The following is a 17426-nucleotide window of genomic DNA, read 5'->3' on the forward strand; positions in this document are numbered from 1 at the left end:
TTTTCTTGGCCGTCGCAACAACCGCCGCACCAGCGCATCACTTCGCCTATGCTGACGGAACCACCCGCCTCGCCGCGAAGCCGGCTCCAGTTCCTGTCCAACCGCATGGAGTGCCCGTGACCGTTCGCAACCTCGACGCCTTGTTTCGCCCGAAATCCGTCGCCGTGATCGGCGCGTCCGAGCGGCCGGGCAGCACCGGCGCAATGGTCTGGGCGCGTGTGCTCGAAGGCGGCTTTCAGGGGCCGCTGTGGCCGGTCAATCCGAAGCACGCGCAGCTCGGCGGCCACGCGGTGATTCACGATATCGGCGATCTGCCGCAGGCGCCCACCGTCGCGGTGATCTGCACGCCGCCCGCGACGTGGCCCGCGCTGATCCACAAGCTCGGCGGCATGGGCACGCGCGCCGTGATCATCGTCGGCGAGGTGCGCAGCGACGAAGACCGGCTCGCGCTGCGGCATGCGCTGTCGGCGGCGCGGCCGCATCTGTTGCGCATCGTCGGGCCGGGCAGTCTCGGCGTGGTGTCGCCGGCGCTCGGCGCGCATCTGGGCGCACCGTCGTGCACGGTCAAGGCCGGCGGCGTGGCGTGGGTGTCGCAGTCGAACGCGCTGACCAACGCGGTGCTCGGCTGGGCGCACGCGCGCGGGCTTGGCTTTTCGCACGCGGTCGCGCTCGGCGCGGAGGCCGATGTCGATGCTGGCGACGTGCTCGATTACCTCGCGAGCGACCCCGGCACCCGCGCGATCCTGCTCGAAGTGGATAGCGTGCGAGCGGCGCGCAAGTTCATGTCGGCCGCGCGCGCGGCGGCGCGCAACAAGCCGGTGCTCGCGCTGCGCTCCGGCCGCGACGATCCTGCCGACGGGCTCTATACGGCGGCGTTCCGGCGCGCGGGTCTCGTGCGCGTCGACGCGCTCGACGATCTGCTCGACGAAATCGAAACGCTCGGCGTCGGCCGCGTGGCGGCTGGCGCCACCGCGACGCTGATTACGAGCGACCGAGGTCTCGCGACGCTCGCGCGCGACGCGTTCGCCGCCGCTGGCGGCCTGCTCGCGCCGTGGCCGGCGGAGGCGTCGGACGCGCTGCGCGAGTCGCTGCCGCGCGCGATCGCCGGCAATCCGTTGCTACTCGGCGACGACGCGCGTCCCGAGCATTTCGGCACCGCGCTGAAGCTGCTCGCCGAGCATCGCGCGACGGGCACGGCGTTCGTGGTGCACGCATCGACGCATGGCGCGCCGGTCGACGACGTCGCGCAGACGCTGATCGATCATCAGCAGTTCGCCTACCGCGGGCTGCTTGCGTGCTTCTTCGGGGGCGTCGATGCGGCGCGGCGCGACGCGCTGCACGCGCAGGGCATCCCGGTGCACACGACGCCGCAGCGGCTCGCGCGCGCGTTCGCGCGTCTGGTCGAGTACCGGCTGGGGCGCGAGCTGCTGATGCAAATGCCGGAGGGGCTGGCCGCGCAGATTCCCGAGGCGATCGATGCCGCCCAGGCGCAGGCTCGCGACGCGTTGGCGGCGGGCGAAAGCGAGCTGGTGGGGGAGGGGGCGGCGCGGTTTCTGGCGCGCTTCGGCTTGCAGGTGGAAGGGGTTGACGGTGCGGGCGCCGATGCCGAGGGCACGGCAAAACCGGTCGTCGACGTCGCGGTCGAGCTGCATGACGACGACAACTTCGGTCCGGTGTTCCGCTTCGTTGCGCCACCGGTCGACGGCGTGACAGACGGGGTGCACGTCTACGGCCTGCCGCCGCTCAATCCGACGCTGGCACGCGATATCGTCACGCGGTCGCACTACGCGAGGCTGGCCGCGCCGGAGCCGACGCTCGCGGCGCTCACCGCGCTGTCGCAAGTGGTGTGCGACGTACGCGAGATCGTCGGCCTCTCGTTGAAGCTCAGGGTCTATCGCGATCGCGTGATGGTGGTCGATCCCGTGTTGCGCGTCGGCGCGAAGCGCAGCCGGCTCGCGATCGTGCCGTATCCGCGCCGCTTCGAGGAAACGATCGACTGGCAGGGCCTGCGCGTGACAGTGCGGCCGATTCGCCCGGAAGACGAAAACGCGCATCGCGCTTTCGTGGAGGCGATGACGCCGGAAGATTTGCGCCTGCGCTTTTTCGGCTCGGTCGGTACGTTCGAGCACTCGCAACTCGCGCGCATGACCCAGATCGATTACGACCGGGAAATGGCGCTGATCGCGACGGTCGACAACGAAGACGGCGTCGCGCAGACGCTCGGCGTGGTGCGCGCGGTGGCCGATCCCGACAACGAGACGGCCGAATTCGCGGTGACCGTGCGCTCGGACCAGAAGGGGCGGCGCCTTGGTCAGTTGCTGATGCAGCGGATCATTGCGTACGCGCGGGCGCGCGATACGCACTGGCTGGTCGGCGAAGCGTTGCGCGAGAACACCGCGATGATCGCGCTCGCGAAGGCCAGCGGTTTCACGATCACGCGGACCGATGACCCCGGTGTGGTCGGCTTCCGGATGGCGCTCGACGAAACGGCGGGCGCGAGTCCGGATTCCTCCGCCGGGATTCCGCCCGCGCATTGAGCCGCTTACCGCGCGACCCGCCCGGCGCCCGATTTCAACCGATCACGCCGCCAACTTCTGCGCGGCCTCGTCCACCTGAGCGCGCGTGACCGACAGCTCTTCGAGCCATGTCTCGGCATAGACGGCGCCCGTTTCGCGCTCGAGCCGAGCGATCGTCGCCGCACAGCGGTTCGCGTCCTTCAGCGTCGAGATGAACGATTTCACCGATTCACCGCCCTTGAACGCGTCGAACAGCGGCACGCGGATTTCGTCGGGCAGCGCTCGCGTGGTCCATTGATACGGCTTGCCGTTGAACGTCAGCGACGGCGGCAGCACGCGTTCCTTGCGCGCGGCCGGAATCAGGCCGAAGGTGCGCGCCGCTTCGCCGATCTGCTCGGCCGAAAACAGCTCGTCGGGCGTGATGTCGAATTGCTGGATGAAGGTTTCGATGCTTTGCATCGCGGCGGCGCGGTCGTCGCGGCGCTTCTGCGCGTGAGCGACGATATCGCGCAGCTCGTCGGCTTCCGCCGGGGTGATCGTGAAGCTCGACTGCTTCTGCTGGAGTTCGGAAAAACGCTGGAATTCGGAATCGGTCAGAAGTTTGGCCATTGCTCAATCGATGCGCCCACATGAGCCCGTCATGCGGCGTAATTTTGGAAGGGCCGCCATTCTAAACCATGTGCGCGAGCGCGCCGTTGCGTGAACCGCCGCCGCGCAAGTTGCCGCGCAAGTTGCGGATTACGCGGCCTGTTCGTGGAACATCGACAGCGCCTGCACCGTGTCGCGCAGCAACGTGGTGGCCGCATCGACCGTCGGCGCGACGTATTCGTCGATCCGGCGCAGATAAGGGCAGGTGAGCACCGCGATCGCCTGTCCCGACGGCGCGAGTATCGGGAACGTCACGTCGGTGACGCCGAAGCTCTGCTGGCTGTCCTTCTGCCAGAACCCCTCCGCGCGGATTTGCTCGCACGCCTCCTCCAGCGCGTCGCGATCGATCGTCACTTCGCCCTTCACCCTGGTGTGCTCGGCAAGCATCTGCTGACGCTGCTCGACGCTCTGGAACGCGAGCATCACGCGCCCCGAGCCGGTGTCGATCAGACCGACCCGCGAGCCGAGCCGCACCGACATGCCCCACGTGCCCGGTCCGTCGACCTGCGCGATGACCAGCAGGTTGCCGCGGTCATAGACGACGAGGTGGCACGACTGCTCGGCCGCGTCGGCGAAACGCTGCATCAGCGGCAGCGCTTCCGCGATCAGCCGGTTCATCGGCGGATGGCGGTGCGCGAGCGCGAACAGCTTCAGGCTCAGCGAGTAGCGATCGCCGGCCGCCGAGCGCACCACGTATTGCCGCGCGACCAGACGCTCGAGCATGCGATACATCTCGCTCGCGTTGCGGCCCAACTGTCGCGTGATCTCGGCGCGTGTGAGACCCTCCTTCTGCTCGGACAGCAGTTCGAGAATGTCGAGTCCCTTGTCGAGCGCGGGGGCGCGGTAGCGGTCGTCGTCTTTGTCTTCGGCGTCCATCGTGATCATTGGAAACATTCGTCTGGAGTTCTTATTATCTGGTGCGCACGGGCCGATGCGTAGCATTTCGCGAACTGAATGGCCCATGTCCAGGGAAAACCCCGGCATCCGTGCCGCGCAGTTCTCTTGACTTGGAAAAATTCGGATATGAATAATACGTTTATTGGTGAATTAAAGCACGCCTGAATGGCCTGTGCCAAATTGGCGGCGCATTTCGCCCGTCGCATGGTAAAAACACCAAAAACAGGAGACACGCTCATGTCGGCATCGATCGGATCGAAAGTCGGGCAGCGGCGCAGTATCGGCCGCAGCTCGCTGCAGGTGAGTGGATTGGGTCTCGGCACGGCGCCGCTCGGCGGCCTGTACCGCGACCTGTCCGACGAGGAGGCTCAGGCAACCGTCGACGCCGCCTGGGACGCGGGCGTGCGCTTCTTCGACACCGCGCCGCTCTATGGCAACACGAAGGCCGAGCATCGGCTCGGCGACGCGCTGCGGCGCTATCCGCGCGACGAGTACGTGCTGACAACCAAGGTCGGTCGCCGCTTCGTGCCGCGCACCTCGCCATTCGACAATCGCGAGGGCTGGCAGAATCCGCTGCCGTTCGAAGCGGTCTACGACTACACGCACGACGGCATCCTGCGCTCGTACGAGGATAGCCAGCAGCGCCTCGGCATCGTCGACATCGACATCCTGCTCATCCACGACATCGGCCGCCTCACGCACGGCGAGCAGAATCCGCACTACTGGAAACAACTGACCGAAGGCGGCGGCTTCCGCGCGCTGGAGCGCCTGCGCTCGAGCGGCGCGATCAAGGCGGTCGGCCTCGGCGTCAACGAGGGCGCCGCGATCCTCGAGGCGATGGCCGAGTTCGATATCGATTGCGCCTTGCTCGCGGGCCGCTATACGCTGCTCGAGCAGACCACCCTCGACGACCTGCTGCCCGCCTGCGAAGCGCGCGGCGTCAGCATCCTGCTCGGCGGCGCGTTCAATTCGGGCATTCTGGCGCGCGGCGTCGAAGGCGATCTGAAGTTCAATTACGGCGAGGCGCCGCCCGATGTGATCGAGCGCGTCGCGCGTCTGGAGGCGGTGTGTCGCGCGCACGGCGTGCCGCTCGCCGCCGCCGCGTTGCAGTTTCCGTATGCGCATCCGGCGGTCGCCACCGTGCTGACCGGCGCGCGCAGTGCCGACGAATTGCGCCAGAACGTCGCGTCGTTCGAGCAGCCGATTCCCGTGGCTTTGTGGGCCGCATTGCGCGAAGCCGCTCTGCTCGACCCCCGCGCGCCGCTGCCCGAGGATTGATCCGACCATGCCGATAGACGCTCACCAGCACTACTGGGACCCCGCGCGGGGCGACTACGAGTGGATGACGCCGGAGCAGACCATCCTCTACCGGCCGTTCGGCCCCGCCGATCTGAAGCCGTTGCGCGAACAGGCCGGCATCGAGCGGACCGTGGTCGTGCAGGCCGCCCAGACGCTCGACGAAACCCACTATCTGCTCGACATCGCGCGGCACGAGCCGTCGATCGCGGGCGTGGTCGGCTGGGTGCCGCTGTTGCAGCCGAACGCGCCTGATCTGATCGAGGCGCTCGCGCGCGAGCCGAAGTTCAAGGGCGTGCGCCCGATGCTGCAGGATCTGCCCGACGACGGCTGGATCGCGAACCCCGATCTCGCGCCGGCGATCCAGGCCCTGATCGCGCACGACCTCGCGTTCGATGCGCTGATCTTCGCGCGCCACGTGCAATACGTCGAAATCTTCGTGCAGCGTTTTCCGGCGCTGCGGGTCGTCGTCGATCATGGCGCGAAGCCGCCGATTCGCCACGGCGAGGCGGGCTACGAAGTGTGGCGCGACGCGATCACGCGGCTCGCCGCGTTCCCCCATGTTCACTGCAAGCTGTCGGGCCTCGCGACCGAGGCGTCGCCCGGCTGGACCGAGGACACGCTGCGGCCCTACGTCGAGCATCTGCTGAACACGTTCGGCCCCGCGCGGCTGATGTGGGGCAGCGACTGGCCCGTGCTCGAACTGAACGGCGATTACCTGCTGTGGCATTCGGTGGCAACCACGCTGCTCGCGTCGCTGAGCGACGCCGAGCGCGACGCCGTGTTCGGCGAGAACGCGGCCGCGTTTTACCGGCTTTGATTTCGTTAGCAGCCCATTCAACTGGAGTCGTAGATGACACAAAGACTGGCCGGCAAAACGGCCCTGATTACCGCGGCGGGACAAGGCATCGGCCTCGCCACCGCTGAACTGTTCGCGCGCGAGGGCGCACGCGTGATCGCCACCGATATCCGCATCGACGGTCTCGCCGGCAAGCCGCTCGAAGCGCGCAAGCTCGACGTGCTCGACGGCGCGGCGATCAAGGCGCTCGCCGCCGAAGTCGGCACGATCGACGTGCTGTTCAACTGCGCGGGCTTCGTGCACGCGGGCAGCATCCTCGAATGCAGCGAGGAGGATTGGGATTTCGCGTTCGACCTCAACGCCAAGGCGATGTACCGTATGATTCGCGCGTTCTTGCCGGCCATGCTGGAGAAGGGCGGCGGCTCGATCATCAACATGTCGTCGGCGGCGTCGAGCGTGAAGGGGGTGCCGAACCGCTTCGCGTACGGCGCGTCGAAGGCCGCGGTGGTCGGGCTGACGAAGTCCGTCGCAGCCGACTTCGTCACGCGTGGGGTACGCTGTAACGCGATTTGCCCGGGCACGGTGTCCTCGCCGTCGCTCGAACAGCGAATCGCCGCGCAGGCTCAGGCGCAGGGCGCGTCGGTCGACGCGGTGCAAGCCGCGTTCGTCTCGCGCCAGCCGATGGGCCGCATTGGCAAGCCGGAGGAGATCGCCGCGCTCGCGCTGTATCTCGCGTCCGACGAGTCGTCGTTCACGACGGGCCAGCTTCACGTGATCGACGGCGGATGGTCGAACTGATTCTGCTTGATTGACGAACCGAACACTACTGAACGTAAAGGAAAGTGCAACGATGAAACTGCTTCGTTATGGGCCGAAAGGCCACGAAAAGCCGGGCCTGCTCGACGCGCAAGGCAAGATCCGCGATCTGTCGAAGGTGGTGGGCGATATCGACGGCGCCGTGCTCAGCGATGCAAGCATCGCAAAACTGCGCGCGCTCGATCCGGCCACGCTGCCGGTCGTCGAGGGCAATCCGCGCCTCGGCCCGTGCGTGGCGAAGATCGGCAAGTTCGTCTGCATCGGCCTGAACTACGCGGATCACGCGGCGGAATCGAACCTGCCGGTGCCAGCCGAACCGGTCATCTTCAACAAGTGGACGAGCGCGATCAGCGGCCCGAACGACGACATCGAAATTCCGCGTGGCTCGAAGAAGACCGACTGGGAAGTGGAACTCGGTGTCGTGATCGGCAAGGCGGCGAAGTATGTCGATGAGGCGAATGCGCTCGAGCATGTCGCCGGCTACTGCGTCATCAACGACGTGTCGGAGCGCGAATGGCAGATCGAGCGCGGCGGCACGTGGGACAAGGGCAAGGGCTTCGACACGTTCGGCCCGATCGGCCCGTGGGTCGTCACGCGCGATGAAGTCGCCGATCCGCAGAACCTGAGCATGTGGCTCGAAGTGGACGGCCATCGCTACCAGAACGGCAGCACGAAGACGATGATCTTCAGCGTCGCGAAGCTGGTGTCGTATGTGTCGCAGTGCATGAGCCTGCAGCCGGGCGATGTGATCTCGACCGGCACGCCGCCGGGCGTCGGTATGGGCGTCAAGCCGAACCCGGTGTTTCTGAAGGCCGGGCAGACGGTGCGTCTGGGTATCGAAGGGTTGGGCGAGCAGACGCAGAAGACTTACGCGGCAGAATAAGCCCGCGCTTTCGTCTCGTCATCTCGCTGTGAAAGGCCGCTCCTGTTTCGCGCAGGAGCGGCTTTTTTTCATGCCGCTGCGGCTTCAAGCCCCCGCTTCCTGGTCGCCATTCTCGCCGATCCGGTTCACGGTCCCTTGCGCAACCGCCACGAGCTTCTCGCGATTGCCTTCCATCACGAACACACTGCACTGGCAGGTCGCCTGATGCCTGCCCGCATAGACGACGTTTGCGCGCGCGATCAGCGTGCCCTTCATCGCCGGGCGCAGATAGTTGATCTTGTATTCACCGGTCACGACTCTCGGACCCAGCGACAGCGCGCCCGCGAACGTCAGCGCATTGTCGGCGAGATAACTGATGACGCCGCCGTGCACGAAGCCATGCTGCTGCCGCAGTTCATCGCGAATCGGCAGACAGAGGGTGAGCTCGTCGCTGCTGGCGTGCATCAGCTCCGCGCCTAGCAGCATGCTGAACGGCTGGGCGTGCAGTGCGCCGCGCGCCCGGTCGAGTAGGTCGGTCATCGTGGTTCCTTCGGATGGAGTCCGTGTAGTGCATCAGTACGGCTGAGCATCCGTCCGGCGCGCGCCGGACGGTCCCTACCCACTCTAGGAAGCGCCGCTGCGCTGCGCAAGGTGATTCCATGCGATGACCGGCGAATTGTTGCGCAAAACAACCGCAATCGCGACGATCGCCGATGAAACCTGCACATAGAGCGCTTTTTAAGGAAATTGGCCTCAAGCCGCCGGTCGACCTGCCGTTAACCCTGGTGTAACCCTCGTTATCTTTTGTCCCAGGTGTCCACGATGTTCAGCAAGATCAAGGTCGCATCCGGCCTGCTATGTGTTTTGGCCGCGTTCTGCGTCTTCCAGCTCGTCACGGTAGGGCTGGGCTTCTGGTCGCTGACGCGCACGCACGACGACGTCGGTGATCTCTCGAACATTGCGCTGAAGCAGGTCGACTCGGTCAATCAGACGACGCAACGCCTGATGGACGCGCGCATCAACCTGTCGCGCGCCGGCACGCGCATGGTGCGCGGCGGCACCGAGCCCACGGACATCGTGCAGCATGCGCGCGAACAGCTCGTCGCCGCGGATCAGTCGTTCGCGGCCTTCATGAGCACGGAGAAGACCAGCGACGAAAACAGCGCGCGCGCCGCGGCGCTCGCGGAGCGCTACAAGACGCTGCACGGCGCGCTCGCCGAGCTGGTCCAGTATCTCGACTCGAACAACATCCAGGCCTTCCTCGACCAGCCGACGCAGTCGATGCAGGACGCCTATCTGACCGAAGTGCACAACTTCGTGCAATTCGGCGACGCGGCGAGCCGCGCATCGCTCGACTCGATCGATGCGCGCGTCGCGGCGTTTCGCATCGTCAGCGTTGGGATCCTGCTCGTGCTCGTGGCCGGCACCTTCGCCGTGCATCTGGCGCTGCGGCGCGGCGTCGTGGCGCCGCTCGAAGAAGCGGGGCGCCACTTCGAGCGCATCGCGCAAGGCCGCCTCGATCAGCCGATCGCCGCGCGTGGCAGCAACGAAATCGGCCGCCTGTTCTCGGGTCTCGCGACGATGCAGGCGAGCGTCGCACGCACCGTCAAGAGCGTGCGCGAATCGGCCGACTCGATCCATCTCGGCGCCAACGAAATTGCGACCGGCAACGCCGACCTGTCGGCACGCACCGAAAGCCAGGCGGCATCGCTCGAGGAAACGGCGTCGAGCATGGAAGAACTCACGGCGACCGTGCGCCAGAACGCCGATCACGCGCGCGAAGCCAACGCGCTCGCCGAGACCGCGCTCGACGCAACCTCGCGCGGCAGCGAAGTCGTCAATCAGGTGGTCGACAAGATGCACGGCATCGCGCAAAGCTCGGACAAGATCGCCGAAATCATTTCCGTGATCGACGGCATCGCGTTTCAGACCAACATCCTCGCGCTGAACGCGGCCGTCGAGGCGGCGCGCGCGGGCGAGCAAGGCCGTGGCTTCGCGGTCGTGGCCGGCGAGGTGCGCGGGCTCGCGCAACGCAGCGCGCAGTCGGCCAAGGAAATCAAGACGCTGATCAGCGAATCGGTCGCGGAGATTCAGGGCGGCTCGACGCTCGTCGAGCGTGCCGGGGAGGCGATGAGCCATGTGTCGGCGTCGATCTCGCGCGTCACGCAGATGATGGCTGAAATCAGCGCGTCGTCACTCGAGCAGAGCACCGGCATCGAGCAGGTGAACCAGGCGGTCGTTCAGATGGACGAGATGACACAGCAGAACGCGGCGCTCGTCGAGCAGGCCGCGGCGGCGGCCGCTTCCCTGCATCAACAGACCGAGCAATTGAAGCAGGCAGTTTCCGTGTTCGAAATTTCGGAAAGTGTGTTGCGCACGCAACAGCCCGGCGCAAGGTCTGCCGCCAATACCGAATTCGCATTAACCGGAATGCATGCGCTTTGAGGCGGTGACGCTTAAAAACGAGGCAGAAATAGAAAATGGCTCGCGTAAAGCGAGCCATTTTGCATTAGACGTAGGAGCCTGTAGAGGCACCTATCGTGACGTCCAAGCCTTTCTCAAAGTACCTGAAAGTACTTAGACCGGCTGGATGTTCGCAGCTTGCTTGCCCTTCGGGCCTTGCTTGACTTCGAACGACACTTTCTGGTTTTCCTGCAGGGACTTGAAGCCCGATGCCTGGATTTCCGAGAAGTGTGCAAACAGGTCTTCGCCGCCGTCGTCCGGGGTGATGAAGCCAAAGCCCTTTGCATCGTTAAACCACTTAACAGTACCTGTTGCCATTTTTAATCCAAATAAATGTTGTGTATTGCATCGCGACCGCAATTACTCGAAGTGAGTGCGAGCGCGAGGGAAGAGTTGTATCACGTCTTTGTGACAGACGCCAATCAACCTGCATCCGGGTATTCCCCGGTTCTGATATTTTTTCGCGCTTTGGGAGGGTCAGACGAGAACTTTTTTTCGCCAGGGTTTACCAGTGGCATTAAATATCGCTCGAAACGGGTCGATGCACTATCCACCTGTCGACTTTTTGCTTACTTATTCGATTGAGTCGGTAACGTCTTCTATCGTTGCATAAATTCACCTAAGTTCGCTCTACTGATTCGGTCGCCACCGGTAACGCCGCGTACGCGGTAGCGAGGTGGTAAGGCGTGGTTGACGGCATGTCGGCGCGCGCGACTTCCCCGTTCGAAGTTTTGCATTCGAACCAGCCGCGTTCATGCAAAAAACATCGCTGAAAACGCGCGATCTGTTGTGGGAGCGCCGCTCGCACAGTCGGGTCCTCGTGGCAGGCGAGCGCGCGCAGGTATTCCGTCTGCGCCCAGATGCGCTGGGTCGCGTCGCTGACATGGCCGGCTTCGTCGAGCGATGCGCACACACCGCCGCTGTCCGGGTCCACGCCGTGCTGCTGCGCGAAGGTGAAGGCGCGCGCCAGCGCTTCGGCGAGCCCCGTGCCGTCGAACAGCGCGCCCGCCTGCCTGACCAGCCAGTACCACTCGAACTGATGTCCCGGCTCCAGGCGGTTGCCGCTCGCGCCGATCGGCAGTTCGGCGATGCAGCCGCTCGGCGCATGCACGAAGTGTCGCGCGAGCGCGCCGGCGAGGCGGCGCAACGCGGCGCCGAACACATTGTCGCGTGTCGTTTCGCAGGCGGCGAGCCACGCTTCGGTCAAGTGCATCAGCGGGTTCTGGAGCGGCGTGCCGATGACCTTCGAAAAGTCGACGTTGAGCGACGCGTTGAACAGATCGTCGTCGGCCGCGAAGTTCGACTGGATCAGCGCGGTCGTGTTGTGCACCAGCTTCAATGCGTCATGGTTGTCGGAGCGCCGCGCATATTCCGCGCACGCGAATACGACGAACGCGTGCGTGTAGAGGTCCTTGGTCGTGTCGAGCGGCACGCCGAGTGCGTCGACGCTGTAGAACCATCCGCCGTGGTCGGTGTCCTGAAAGGTATGCGTCAGCGAATCGAACAGCACGCGGGCGTGCTCCATGTCGCCCGCCTGCGAAAACGTGAACAACTGCCGCGCGCACGCCATCGCCCGATAGCGTTGCACGGGCAGCGGCTGATCCCCGGCGGCATCAAGCGCCTCGTAGGGTAGCTCCAACGCGTGATTGAAGCCGGGACCGCGCCACATCGGCAGCACGATGTTCGCGAAGTGCTCGCGCAGCGCGGTCGCGGCGGCGGCCGTCGAAGCAGGGGAAGAGGTCGTGCTTGGCATGGTCGAGTGGTTCAGGCGCAGCGTGCGCAATGTGTCGAGGCGGCGTTCAAGGCGGCGGTTCCGGATTCCCGCTTGCCGAGGCCGCGGTGGTGTGCGGCTTAGCATAAAGCAAACGACTCGCGCTGACACCTCGGCGCAGGCGTCCGTAATGCTCTAACCGACGCGGGCGCACCAGCGGTAACGGCCACGCCCGCCGGTTTTCAGATAAGGAGGAACAACCATGCTCGGCAATTTCGAACTTATCGCCCGTCTCGTGCTGGCCGCGGCGCTCGGCAGTGTGATCGGCTTCGAGCGCGAGCGGCTGTCGTGGGCGGCGGGGTTGCGCACGCACATGCTGGTCTGTGTGGGCTCCGCGCTGATCATGATCGTTTCCGCCTATGGCTTCGCCGAAGTGCTCGGCGAGCACGTCGTGCTCGACCCATCGCGGATGGCCGCCCAGGTCGTGTCGGGCATCGGCTTTCTCGGCGCGGGCTCGATCCTGCTGCGCGGCGAGATCGTGCGCGGACTCACGACCGCGGCGAGCCTGTGGTCGGTCGCGGCGATCGGGCTCGCGGTCGGTGGTGGGCTGTACACGGCGTCGATCGCGGCGACCATCATCATCCTGATCATCCTTGCCGGCATCAAGCCGCTCGAGCGGCGCTTCATCACGGCAAAGCAGCGGCGTCAGCTGACGATGATCGTCGAGCGCGGCACGCTGACGTTCCATTCGCTGCACGACGAACTCGGCGCCGCGAGTCCGCGCGTCAAGCAGTTCGTGATGCAGCAGAGCGACGACGCGGCCGAGTGCGACGAGGTGATCATCACGCTGCATCGCGTGTCGAATGCGGAATATGAGTCGATCTGCGCGCGCTTGCGACAATTGCAGGGGGTGCGCGAGTTCCGCGGCGACACGGCGGTGTCGTGAAAGCCGCGAGGGGTCTCGCAAATCGCCGCAAATCGTCGGGGAATGGCCTCGGCGCGGGCGAAGCGCCATGCGACAATGCTGGCTCTAAATATTCCAATGGCAATGACGAGCGGCATCCGGCGCCCCGTTCCCGGCGACGACCGCTCTTTCCTCTATGGCAGATTCCGTAGCATCTCCGCAGTCCAGACCTCGGCGCGCCGCTTCGAAGAAGCAGCGGCAGGGCGCCGTCTCCACCGACACCGAAAACAAGCTGGCGCGCGCGGCGCGCTCGGCGCAACGGCTCGCGCAACTGAGCGGCGCCGCGCGCGACGACAGCACGCTCGACCTGTTCCCCGACGATCCCACCCGCGCGGCGCTCGAGGCGATGAACATCGACGTCCGCCAGGGCACGCTGCATGGCTTCGAATTACCGGACGTGGTCCTGCAGGCGGTCGGCGCGCTCGATGGACATGCATCGCCCGACAAAGCGGTGCGCCGCGTAGCGCGTGCGACGAAACTGGATGGGCCCGTGCCGGTGAACGAGCAGTTGAGCGGGTTCGACGTCGAGCCGGCGCTGGCGATGGCCGACGCTGGCGCAAGCCAGGCCGCGAACGGCGCGACTCACGTTGCGACGCCGATCGCCGAGGCCAACAAGCCCAATAACACACCGACGGCAACGTCACGCGAGGCATCTGCGCCGCTCAGTTCGGCGATGGCCGCCGCGACCGTCGCGCGCAGCGTGACCGCGTTGCGCAAGGCGGCGGAGGCGGATTCTGCAACGAAGGCCGGTGCTGGCAAGCCGTCGCAGCGCTTTGCCGCGACCTTCGCGAAAGCCGCGACGGCATCGCGCGGCGCGGCTGTGGCAGGGGCTTCGGCTTCGGCTTCGGTTGCAACGTCCGCCGTGACCGAGGGCAGCGGCGCTGGCGAGTCCACCGACGAGGCAGCGACGGGTGTCCAGCCCCCATCGCAAGAACCCGCGACCCCGAAACGGGACGACGACAACCACGCCGTATTCGCCACGCCTTGGCGTGACGCACCCCGCACCGATGCAGCCGCCGCCGCGACGCGCTCGGAGCCGGAGCTCGATCTCGCGCGAGCCACGGCCTTCGCCGACACCGTCGATGCGCTCTACGGCGTGATCGCCGATCAACGCCACGCCGCGACCGATCATTCGCGACGCATGAAATGGATGCTGTCGATCGTGGTCGGTGCGCTGCTGGCGACGGTGGCGATCGGCATCGCGCAGACGTTGCTTTTGATGCGCCTCACGCGCGAGACGACGGCCCAACAACGGCGCATCGAACAGATGATGCAGAACCAGCAGGCAGCGATGGTGAGCCTGCTCGACGCGCACACGGCGATGGCCGCGCCGGCTGCAGCGGCAGCGACAGCGAATGCTGCCTCGGCGCCCACTGCGACGGCGCCCACCGTGCCCTCCCAGCCCGGCGCGATGCCGGCGCATGCGAGACACGCTCACACTCTGCACGGCCATAAAGCGAGAGCTTCGAGCTCGAACTGACCGACAGGTCTTGCCGCCCCGCCCCGGTGCGGCTCGATGGCCAACGGTTTCCGCGAAGCACGCCCGGCCGCCCGGATCAGCAAAATCGGAGATGTTGTGTCGACGCAACGGCTTCCGGCCCAACGAGACCGCGTCATTGCGCCACGCCGAAAATTTGCTGCATTGCACTAGCTTTTTCCTAGGGAAAACCCCTATAATCCGTCTTAAGGGAAAACCCTAGCAATGCAGTCACTAACCGGGAGTCGCCATGAGCTACATCTTTGCACTGTTCCAAAAGGTCAGCGACCTCTTTGCGTCGCCCCATCTGCCGCTGGATTCGGACTACTCGTATGCAGCGCGTGCCCGCGAAGCAGAGCGTGTGCGCCGCGCACAGGCCACGCTGTTCGGCATCAAGCTGACGGACTAAGACCAGCAGGATCGTCCCGGGCGCGAGACAACGCGCCGGGACCGCGCACCTCGGGTGCGCTTTTCATTGAGCCACTATTCGCGAAACGCGGATCGTGGCTTTTTGTTTTTGGGCCGCTGCTAACGCGACGCATCATTGCGCGCCCCAACTCCTTCCCAAATGTTTCGTCCCCGAAATGAATGTAACCAGCTTTCACGCTGATTCTGCGATCCGAGCGACAGCGTCGCCTCGTAAGCCTTGCTGAATGCGGCTCGAAAGCGAAATCGGGCTTCCGTCATCCGTCCCCATCTATGAAATCCGCGCTTACAAGTGCTCACGTATTCGTGCGATTCGGGCCGCTAAAGTGGGTCTCAAGCGTACGGCGTCTGGTTCGGATCGCAAGCGAATCGAATCGCGGGACCCGAGCAAACACGGACGCTAGCCAGGAACAAAACTTTGACGGGAGGTCATTATGAAAACCTTGGGCAAAACATCGCGTTCGCTTATCGCAACGCTGCTCGCGGGCGGCGCACTCATCGCGGCTGGTAGCGCATTCGCGCAAGAGCGCGTGATCGTTGAGCACGGTCCGGCGCCGGTCGTGTACGGTCAACCGCACATGATGCCGGTCGGCGTGTCGGTCAACATCGGCTGGCACGGCGATCGTTACTGGGACGGCCATCGCTATTGGGAGCACGACGAGTGGATGCGCCATCATCCGCACGAATACGATCCGCACCACCACGGCGACGATCGTGACGATCACCGCCCGCCGCCGCGCTACTAATGCGCGTCTGACGGCGCCGCAGCAGGCGGCGTGAAGTCCACGAAGCCGGCCTTCCCGTGACGGGAAGACCGGCTTCGTCGCATTGGGGCGTGCGAGTCCAACCGTGGTATTGCGACGTGCTGCGCTATGCTTCGGGGCTTTCATCGACGGCAGCGGGAGCGCGTGTGGACAAGACACTGCAGGACGTAGCGATAGGGGTGGTAGGCACGGGGCTGATGGGCGTCGGCATTGCGACGCAGGCCGCGTTGCACGGGTATCGGACGATCGTGCACGACGTCGATCCGGCGCGCCTCGCGAGCGTCGTGCCGAAAGCGCAAGCCGTGCTCGACGAACTGATCGACGCGGGCCGCATCGATGATGCCGCCAAGCAGGCGGCGCTCGCGCGCATCGAAACGCATGCGCAGCTCGACGTGATCGCGCAGGCGCGCTTCGTGATCGAGGCGATTCCCGAAGTGCTGGAGCTCAAGCATCGGCTCTACGCGACCTTGACCGGCCTGCTCGCCGACGATGCGATCCTCGCGAGCAACACCAGCGGCTTTCCACCCGATCAGCTCGCCACGCCGTTGTGCTCGAAAGAGCGCTTCGTGATCGCGCATTTCTGGAACCCGCCGCACATGATTCCGCTCGTCGAAGTCGTACCCGGCAGCGCGACCGCGCCCGAGGTGGTGCAACAGACCGCCGAACTGATGAGCGCAATCGGCATGGAGCCAGTCGTGCTCGCCAAGGCGATTCCAGGCTTCGTCGGCAATCGGCTGCAATTCGCGGTGCTGCGCGAAGCCTTGCACATCGTGCGTTCGGGGGCGGCGACGCCCGAGGTCGTCGATCGGGTGATGAAGGCGTCGCTGGGGCGCCGCTGGGGCATCGTCGGGCCGTTCGAGGGCGCGGATATGGGCGGGCTCGACACGTTCGTCGACATCGCGTCGCATCTGATGCCGCAACTCGCGAAGGACGAGGACGTGATCGACCTGCTGCGCGCGCAGGTCGACGCGGGGCGTGTCGGCGTGCGCAGCGGCGCCGGTTTCCATGACTGGGACGAAGCGCGTCTCGCGCGCGTCAGGGAAGGGCGCAAGCGCGTGATCGAGCGCGGCTAGTACGGTATAAATAGCCCTTTTGTGCCCAGCGCTCTGCCTCTGCGCCTCCTGTTGCGCCAACCGTCACACGTCAACCCAAAGCCACTTCATGTCCCACTACTTCTACGACCCCGCCGCCGGTCACGGCCTGCCGCATGATCCTTTCAAGGCGATCGTCGCGCCTCGGCTGATCGGCTGGATTTCGTCGCGCGATGCCGAGGGCAACCTCAATCTCGCGCCGTACAGCTTCTTCGGCGCGTTCGCGACCTTTCCGGCGATCATCGGATTCAGCAGCGAGGGCCGCAAGGACAGCCTCGCCAACATCGAGGCGACCGGCGAGTTCGTGTGGAACCTCGCCACCCGTCCGCTCGCCGAGCAGATGAATCGCTCGTCGGCGCCGGTCGCGTCGCACGTCGACGAGTTCGCGCTGGCCGGACTCACGCCCGCGCCGGGGCGCAACGTCGCGGTGCCGCACGTCGCCGAATCGCCGGCCGCGCTCGAATGCAAGCTGCTGCAGATCGTGCGTTTGCATGACATCGACGGCAAGCCGATGGACAACTATCTGTCGCTCGGCCAGGTGGTCGGCGTGCATATCGACGAGGCGTATCTGAAGGACGGCCTGTTCGACACGCAGGCCGCGCAACCGATCATGCGCGCGGGTTATCGCGCCGACTATGCGCAGATCGGCGAGATGTTCCAGATGATCCGGCCGACGGCCTGAACCCGTTTCCCACT

At 65.5% G+C, this 17426-nt stretch carries 17 protein-coding genes; 12 read left to right on the forward strand and 5 right to left on the reverse strand.

What is annotated here, in order from left to right:
- Positions 1-116 precede the first annotated feature (116 nt).
- Positions 117-2537, forward strand: a complete 2421-nt coding sequence (locus CI15_RS12365) for a bifunctional acetate--CoA ligase family protein/GNAT family N-acetyltransferase (protein WP_062128126.1) — start codon at positions 117-119, stop codon at positions 2535-2537.
- Positions 2538-2579: 42 nt separating this feature from the next.
- Here the strand turns inward: CI15_RS12365 and CI15_RS12370 are convergent, their stop codons facing one another.
- A complete protein-coding gene (locus tag CI15_RS12370) occupies positions 2580-3125 on the reverse strand; it encodes a hypothetical protein (RefSeq protein ID WP_062128129.1) in 546 nt (181 codons plus the stop codon).
- Positions 3126-3254: 129 nt separating this feature from the next.
- A complete protein-coding gene (locus tag CI15_RS12375) occupies positions 3255-4040 on the reverse strand; it encodes an IclR family transcriptional regulator (protein WP_062128313.1) in 786 nt (261 codons plus the stop codon).
- 258 nt (positions 4041-4298) lie between these two features.
- Here CI15_RS12375 and CI15_RS12380 point away from each other — a divergent pair, with 258 nt between their 5' ends.
- Genes CI15_RS12380 through CI15_RS12395 form a run of 4 tightly spaced genes read left to right on the forward strand, consistent with a single transcriptional unit; the run spans position 4299 to position 7855 of the window.
- Entirely contained in the window at positions 4299-5339 is a 1041-nt protein-coding gene (locus CI15_RS12380) for an aldo/keto reductase (protein ID WP_062128131.1), read from the forward strand.
- Between the two features lie 7 nt (positions 5340-5346).
- A complete protein-coding gene (locus CI15_RS12385; protein WP_062128133.1) occupies positions 5347-6177 on the forward strand; it encodes an amidohydrolase family protein in 831 nt (276 codons plus the stop codon).
- A gap of 33 nt (positions 6178-6210) precedes the next feature.
- Positions 6211-6954 carry an SDR family oxidoreductase gene (locus tag CI15_RS12390; RefSeq protein WP_062128135.1) on the forward strand — a complete coding sequence of 248 codons (744 nt, stop codon included), beginning with the start codon at positions 6211-6213 and terminating at the stop codon, positions 6952-6954.
- Positions 6955-7006: 52 nt separating this feature from the next.
- A complete protein-coding gene (locus tag CI15_RS12395; protein ID WP_062128137.1) occupies positions 7007-7855 on the forward strand; it encodes an ureidoglycolate lyase in 849 nt (282 codons plus the stop codon).
- Positions 7856-7939: 84 nt separating this feature from the next.
- On the opposite strand, the gene CI15_RS12400 is transcribed toward CI15_RS12395, so the two are convergent.
- Positions 7940-8374, reverse strand: a complete 435-nt coding sequence (locus CI15_RS12400; protein WP_062128139.1) for a PaaI family thioesterase — start codon at positions 8372-8374, stop codon at positions 7940-7942.
- Between the two features lie 282 nt (positions 8375-8656).
- On the opposite strand from CI15_RS12400, the gene CI15_RS12405 reads away from it, so the two are divergent.
- A complete protein-coding gene (locus tag CI15_RS12405; RefSeq protein ID WP_062128142.1) occupies positions 8657-10279 on the forward strand; it encodes a methyl-accepting chemotaxis protein in 1623 nt (540 codons plus the stop codon).
- Between the two features lie 132 nt (positions 10280-10411).
- Here the strand turns inward: CI15_RS12405 and CI15_RS12410 are convergent, their stop codons facing one another.
- Both CI15_RS12410 and CI15_RS12415 read right to left on the reverse strand, forming a co-directional pair.
- Positions 10412-10615 carry a cold-shock protein gene (locus CI15_RS12410; RefSeq protein WP_062128144.1) on the reverse strand — a complete coding sequence of 68 codons (204 nt, stop codon included), beginning with the start codon at positions 10613-10615 and terminating at the stop codon, positions 10412-10414.
- Positions 10616-10916: 301 nt separating this feature from the next.
- Positions 10917-12050: an AGE family epimerase/isomerase gene (locus CI15_RS12415; RefSeq protein ID WP_062128315.1), complete on the reverse strand. Its 1134-nt coding sequence runs from the start codon at positions 12048-12050 to the stop codon at positions 10917-10919.
- 220 nt (positions 12051-12270) lie between these two features.
- Between CI15_RS12415 and CI15_RS12420 the strand changes: the two genes are divergently transcribed.
- From CI15_RS12420 to CI15_RS12440, 6 genes are all read left to right on the forward strand, one after another.
- Entirely contained in the window at positions 12271-12954 is a 684-nt protein-coding gene (locus CI15_RS12420) for an MgtC/SapB family protein (protein WP_062128145.1), read from the forward strand.
- A gap of 154 nt (positions 12955-13108) precedes the next feature.
- On the forward strand, positions 13109-14452 hold the full coding sequence (locus CI15_RS12425; RefSeq protein ID WP_062128147.1) for a hypothetical protein: 1344 nt from the start codon (positions 13109-13111) through the stop codon (positions 14450-14452).
- A gap of 247 nt (positions 14453-14699) precedes the next feature.
- Positions 14700-14858 carry a hypothetical protein gene (locus CI15_RS37275; RefSeq protein ID WP_162842048.1) on the forward strand — a complete coding sequence of 53 codons (159 nt, stop codon included), beginning with the start codon at positions 14700-14702 and terminating at the stop codon, positions 14856-14858.
- A 451-nt stretch (positions 14859-15309) separates the two neighbouring features.
- Complete coding sequence (locus tag CI15_RS12430; protein ID WP_062128149.1) at positions 15310-15621, forward strand: hypothetical protein; 312 nt, start codon at positions 15310-15312, stop codon at positions 15619-15621.
- A 215-nt stretch (positions 15622-15836) separates the two neighbouring features.
- Positions 15837-16712: a 3-hydroxyacyl-CoA dehydrogenase family protein gene (locus tag CI15_RS12435; RefSeq protein ID WP_062128152.1), complete on the forward strand. Its 876-nt coding sequence runs from the start codon at positions 15837-15839 to the stop codon at positions 16710-16712.
- Between the two features lie 88 nt (positions 16713-16800).
- Positions 16801-17412 (forward strand): flavin reductase family protein, encoded by a 612-nt coding sequence (locus tag CI15_RS12440; protein WP_062128154.1) that lies wholly within the window; start codon positions 16801-16803, stop codon positions 17410-17412.
- The last annotated feature ends 14 nt before the right edge of the window (positions 17413-17426 follow it).

Source organism: Paraburkholderia monticola (assembly GCF_001580545.1).
Classification (GTDB): domain Bacteria; phylum Pseudomonadota; class Gammaproteobacteria; order Burkholderiales; family Burkholderiaceae; genus Paraburkholderia; species Paraburkholderia monticola.

Coding starts and splice junctions, on each gene's coding strand:
- CI15_RS12420 (WP_062128145.1), top strand. CDS start 12,271: ATGCTCGGCAATTTCGAACTTATCGCCCGTCTCGTGCTGGCCGCGGCG.
- CI15_RS12390 (WP_062128135.1), top strand. CDS start 6,211: ATGACACAAAGACTGGCCGGCAAAACGGCCCTGATTACCGCGGCGGGA.
- CI15_RS12405 (WP_062128142.1), top strand. CDS start 8,657: ATGTTCAGCAAGATCAAGGTCGCATCCGGCCTGCTATGTGTTTTGGCC.
- CI15_RS12410 (WP_062128144.1), bottom strand. CDS start 10,615: ATGGCAACAGGTACTGTTAAGTGGTTTAACGATGCAAAGGGCTTTGGC.
- CI15_RS12400 (WP_062128139.1), bottom strand. CDS start 8,374: ATGACCGACCTACTCGACCGGGCGCGCGGCGCACTGCACGCCCAGCCG.
- CI15_RS12440 (WP_062128154.1), top strand. CDS start 16,801: ATGTCCCACTACTTCTACGACCCCGCCGCCGGTCACGGCCTGCCGCAT.
- CI15_RS12425 (WP_062128147.1), top strand. CDS start 13,109: ATGGCAGATTCCGTAGCATCTCCGCAGTCCAGACCTCGGCGCGCCGCT.
- CI15_RS12370 (WP_062128129.1), bottom strand. CDS start 3,125: ATGGCCAAACTTCTGACCGATTCCGAATTCCAGCGTTTTTCCGAACTC.
- CI15_RS37275 (WP_162842048.1), top strand. CDS start 14,700: ATGAGCTACATCTTTGCACTGTTCCAAAAGGTCAGCGACCTCTTTGCG.
- CI15_RS12380 (WP_062128131.1), top strand. CDS start 4,299: ATGTCGGCATCGATCGGATCGAAAGTCGGGCAGCGGCGCAGTATCGGC.
- CI15_RS12385 (WP_062128133.1), top strand. CDS start 5,347: ATGCCGATAGACGCTCACCAGCACTACTGGGACCCCGCGCGGGGCGAC.
- CI15_RS12430 (WP_062128149.1), top strand. CDS start 15,310: ATGAAAACCTTGGGCAAAACATCGCGTTCGCTTATCGCAACGCTGCTC.
- CI15_RS12415 (WP_062128315.1), bottom strand. CDS start 12,050: ATGCCAAGCACGACCTCTTCCCCTGCTTCGACGGCCGCCGCCGCGACC.
- CI15_RS12375 (WP_062128313.1), bottom strand. CDS start 4,040: ATGGACGCCGAAGACAAAGACGACGACCGCTACCGCGCCCCCGCGCTC.
- CI15_RS12395 (WP_062128137.1), top strand. CDS start 7,007: ATGAAACTGCTTCGTTATGGGCCGAAAGGCCACGAAAAGCCGGGCCTG.
- CI15_RS12435 (WP_062128152.1), top strand. CDS start 15,837: ATGGGCGTCGGCATTGCGACGCAGGCCGCGTTGCACGGGTATCGGACG.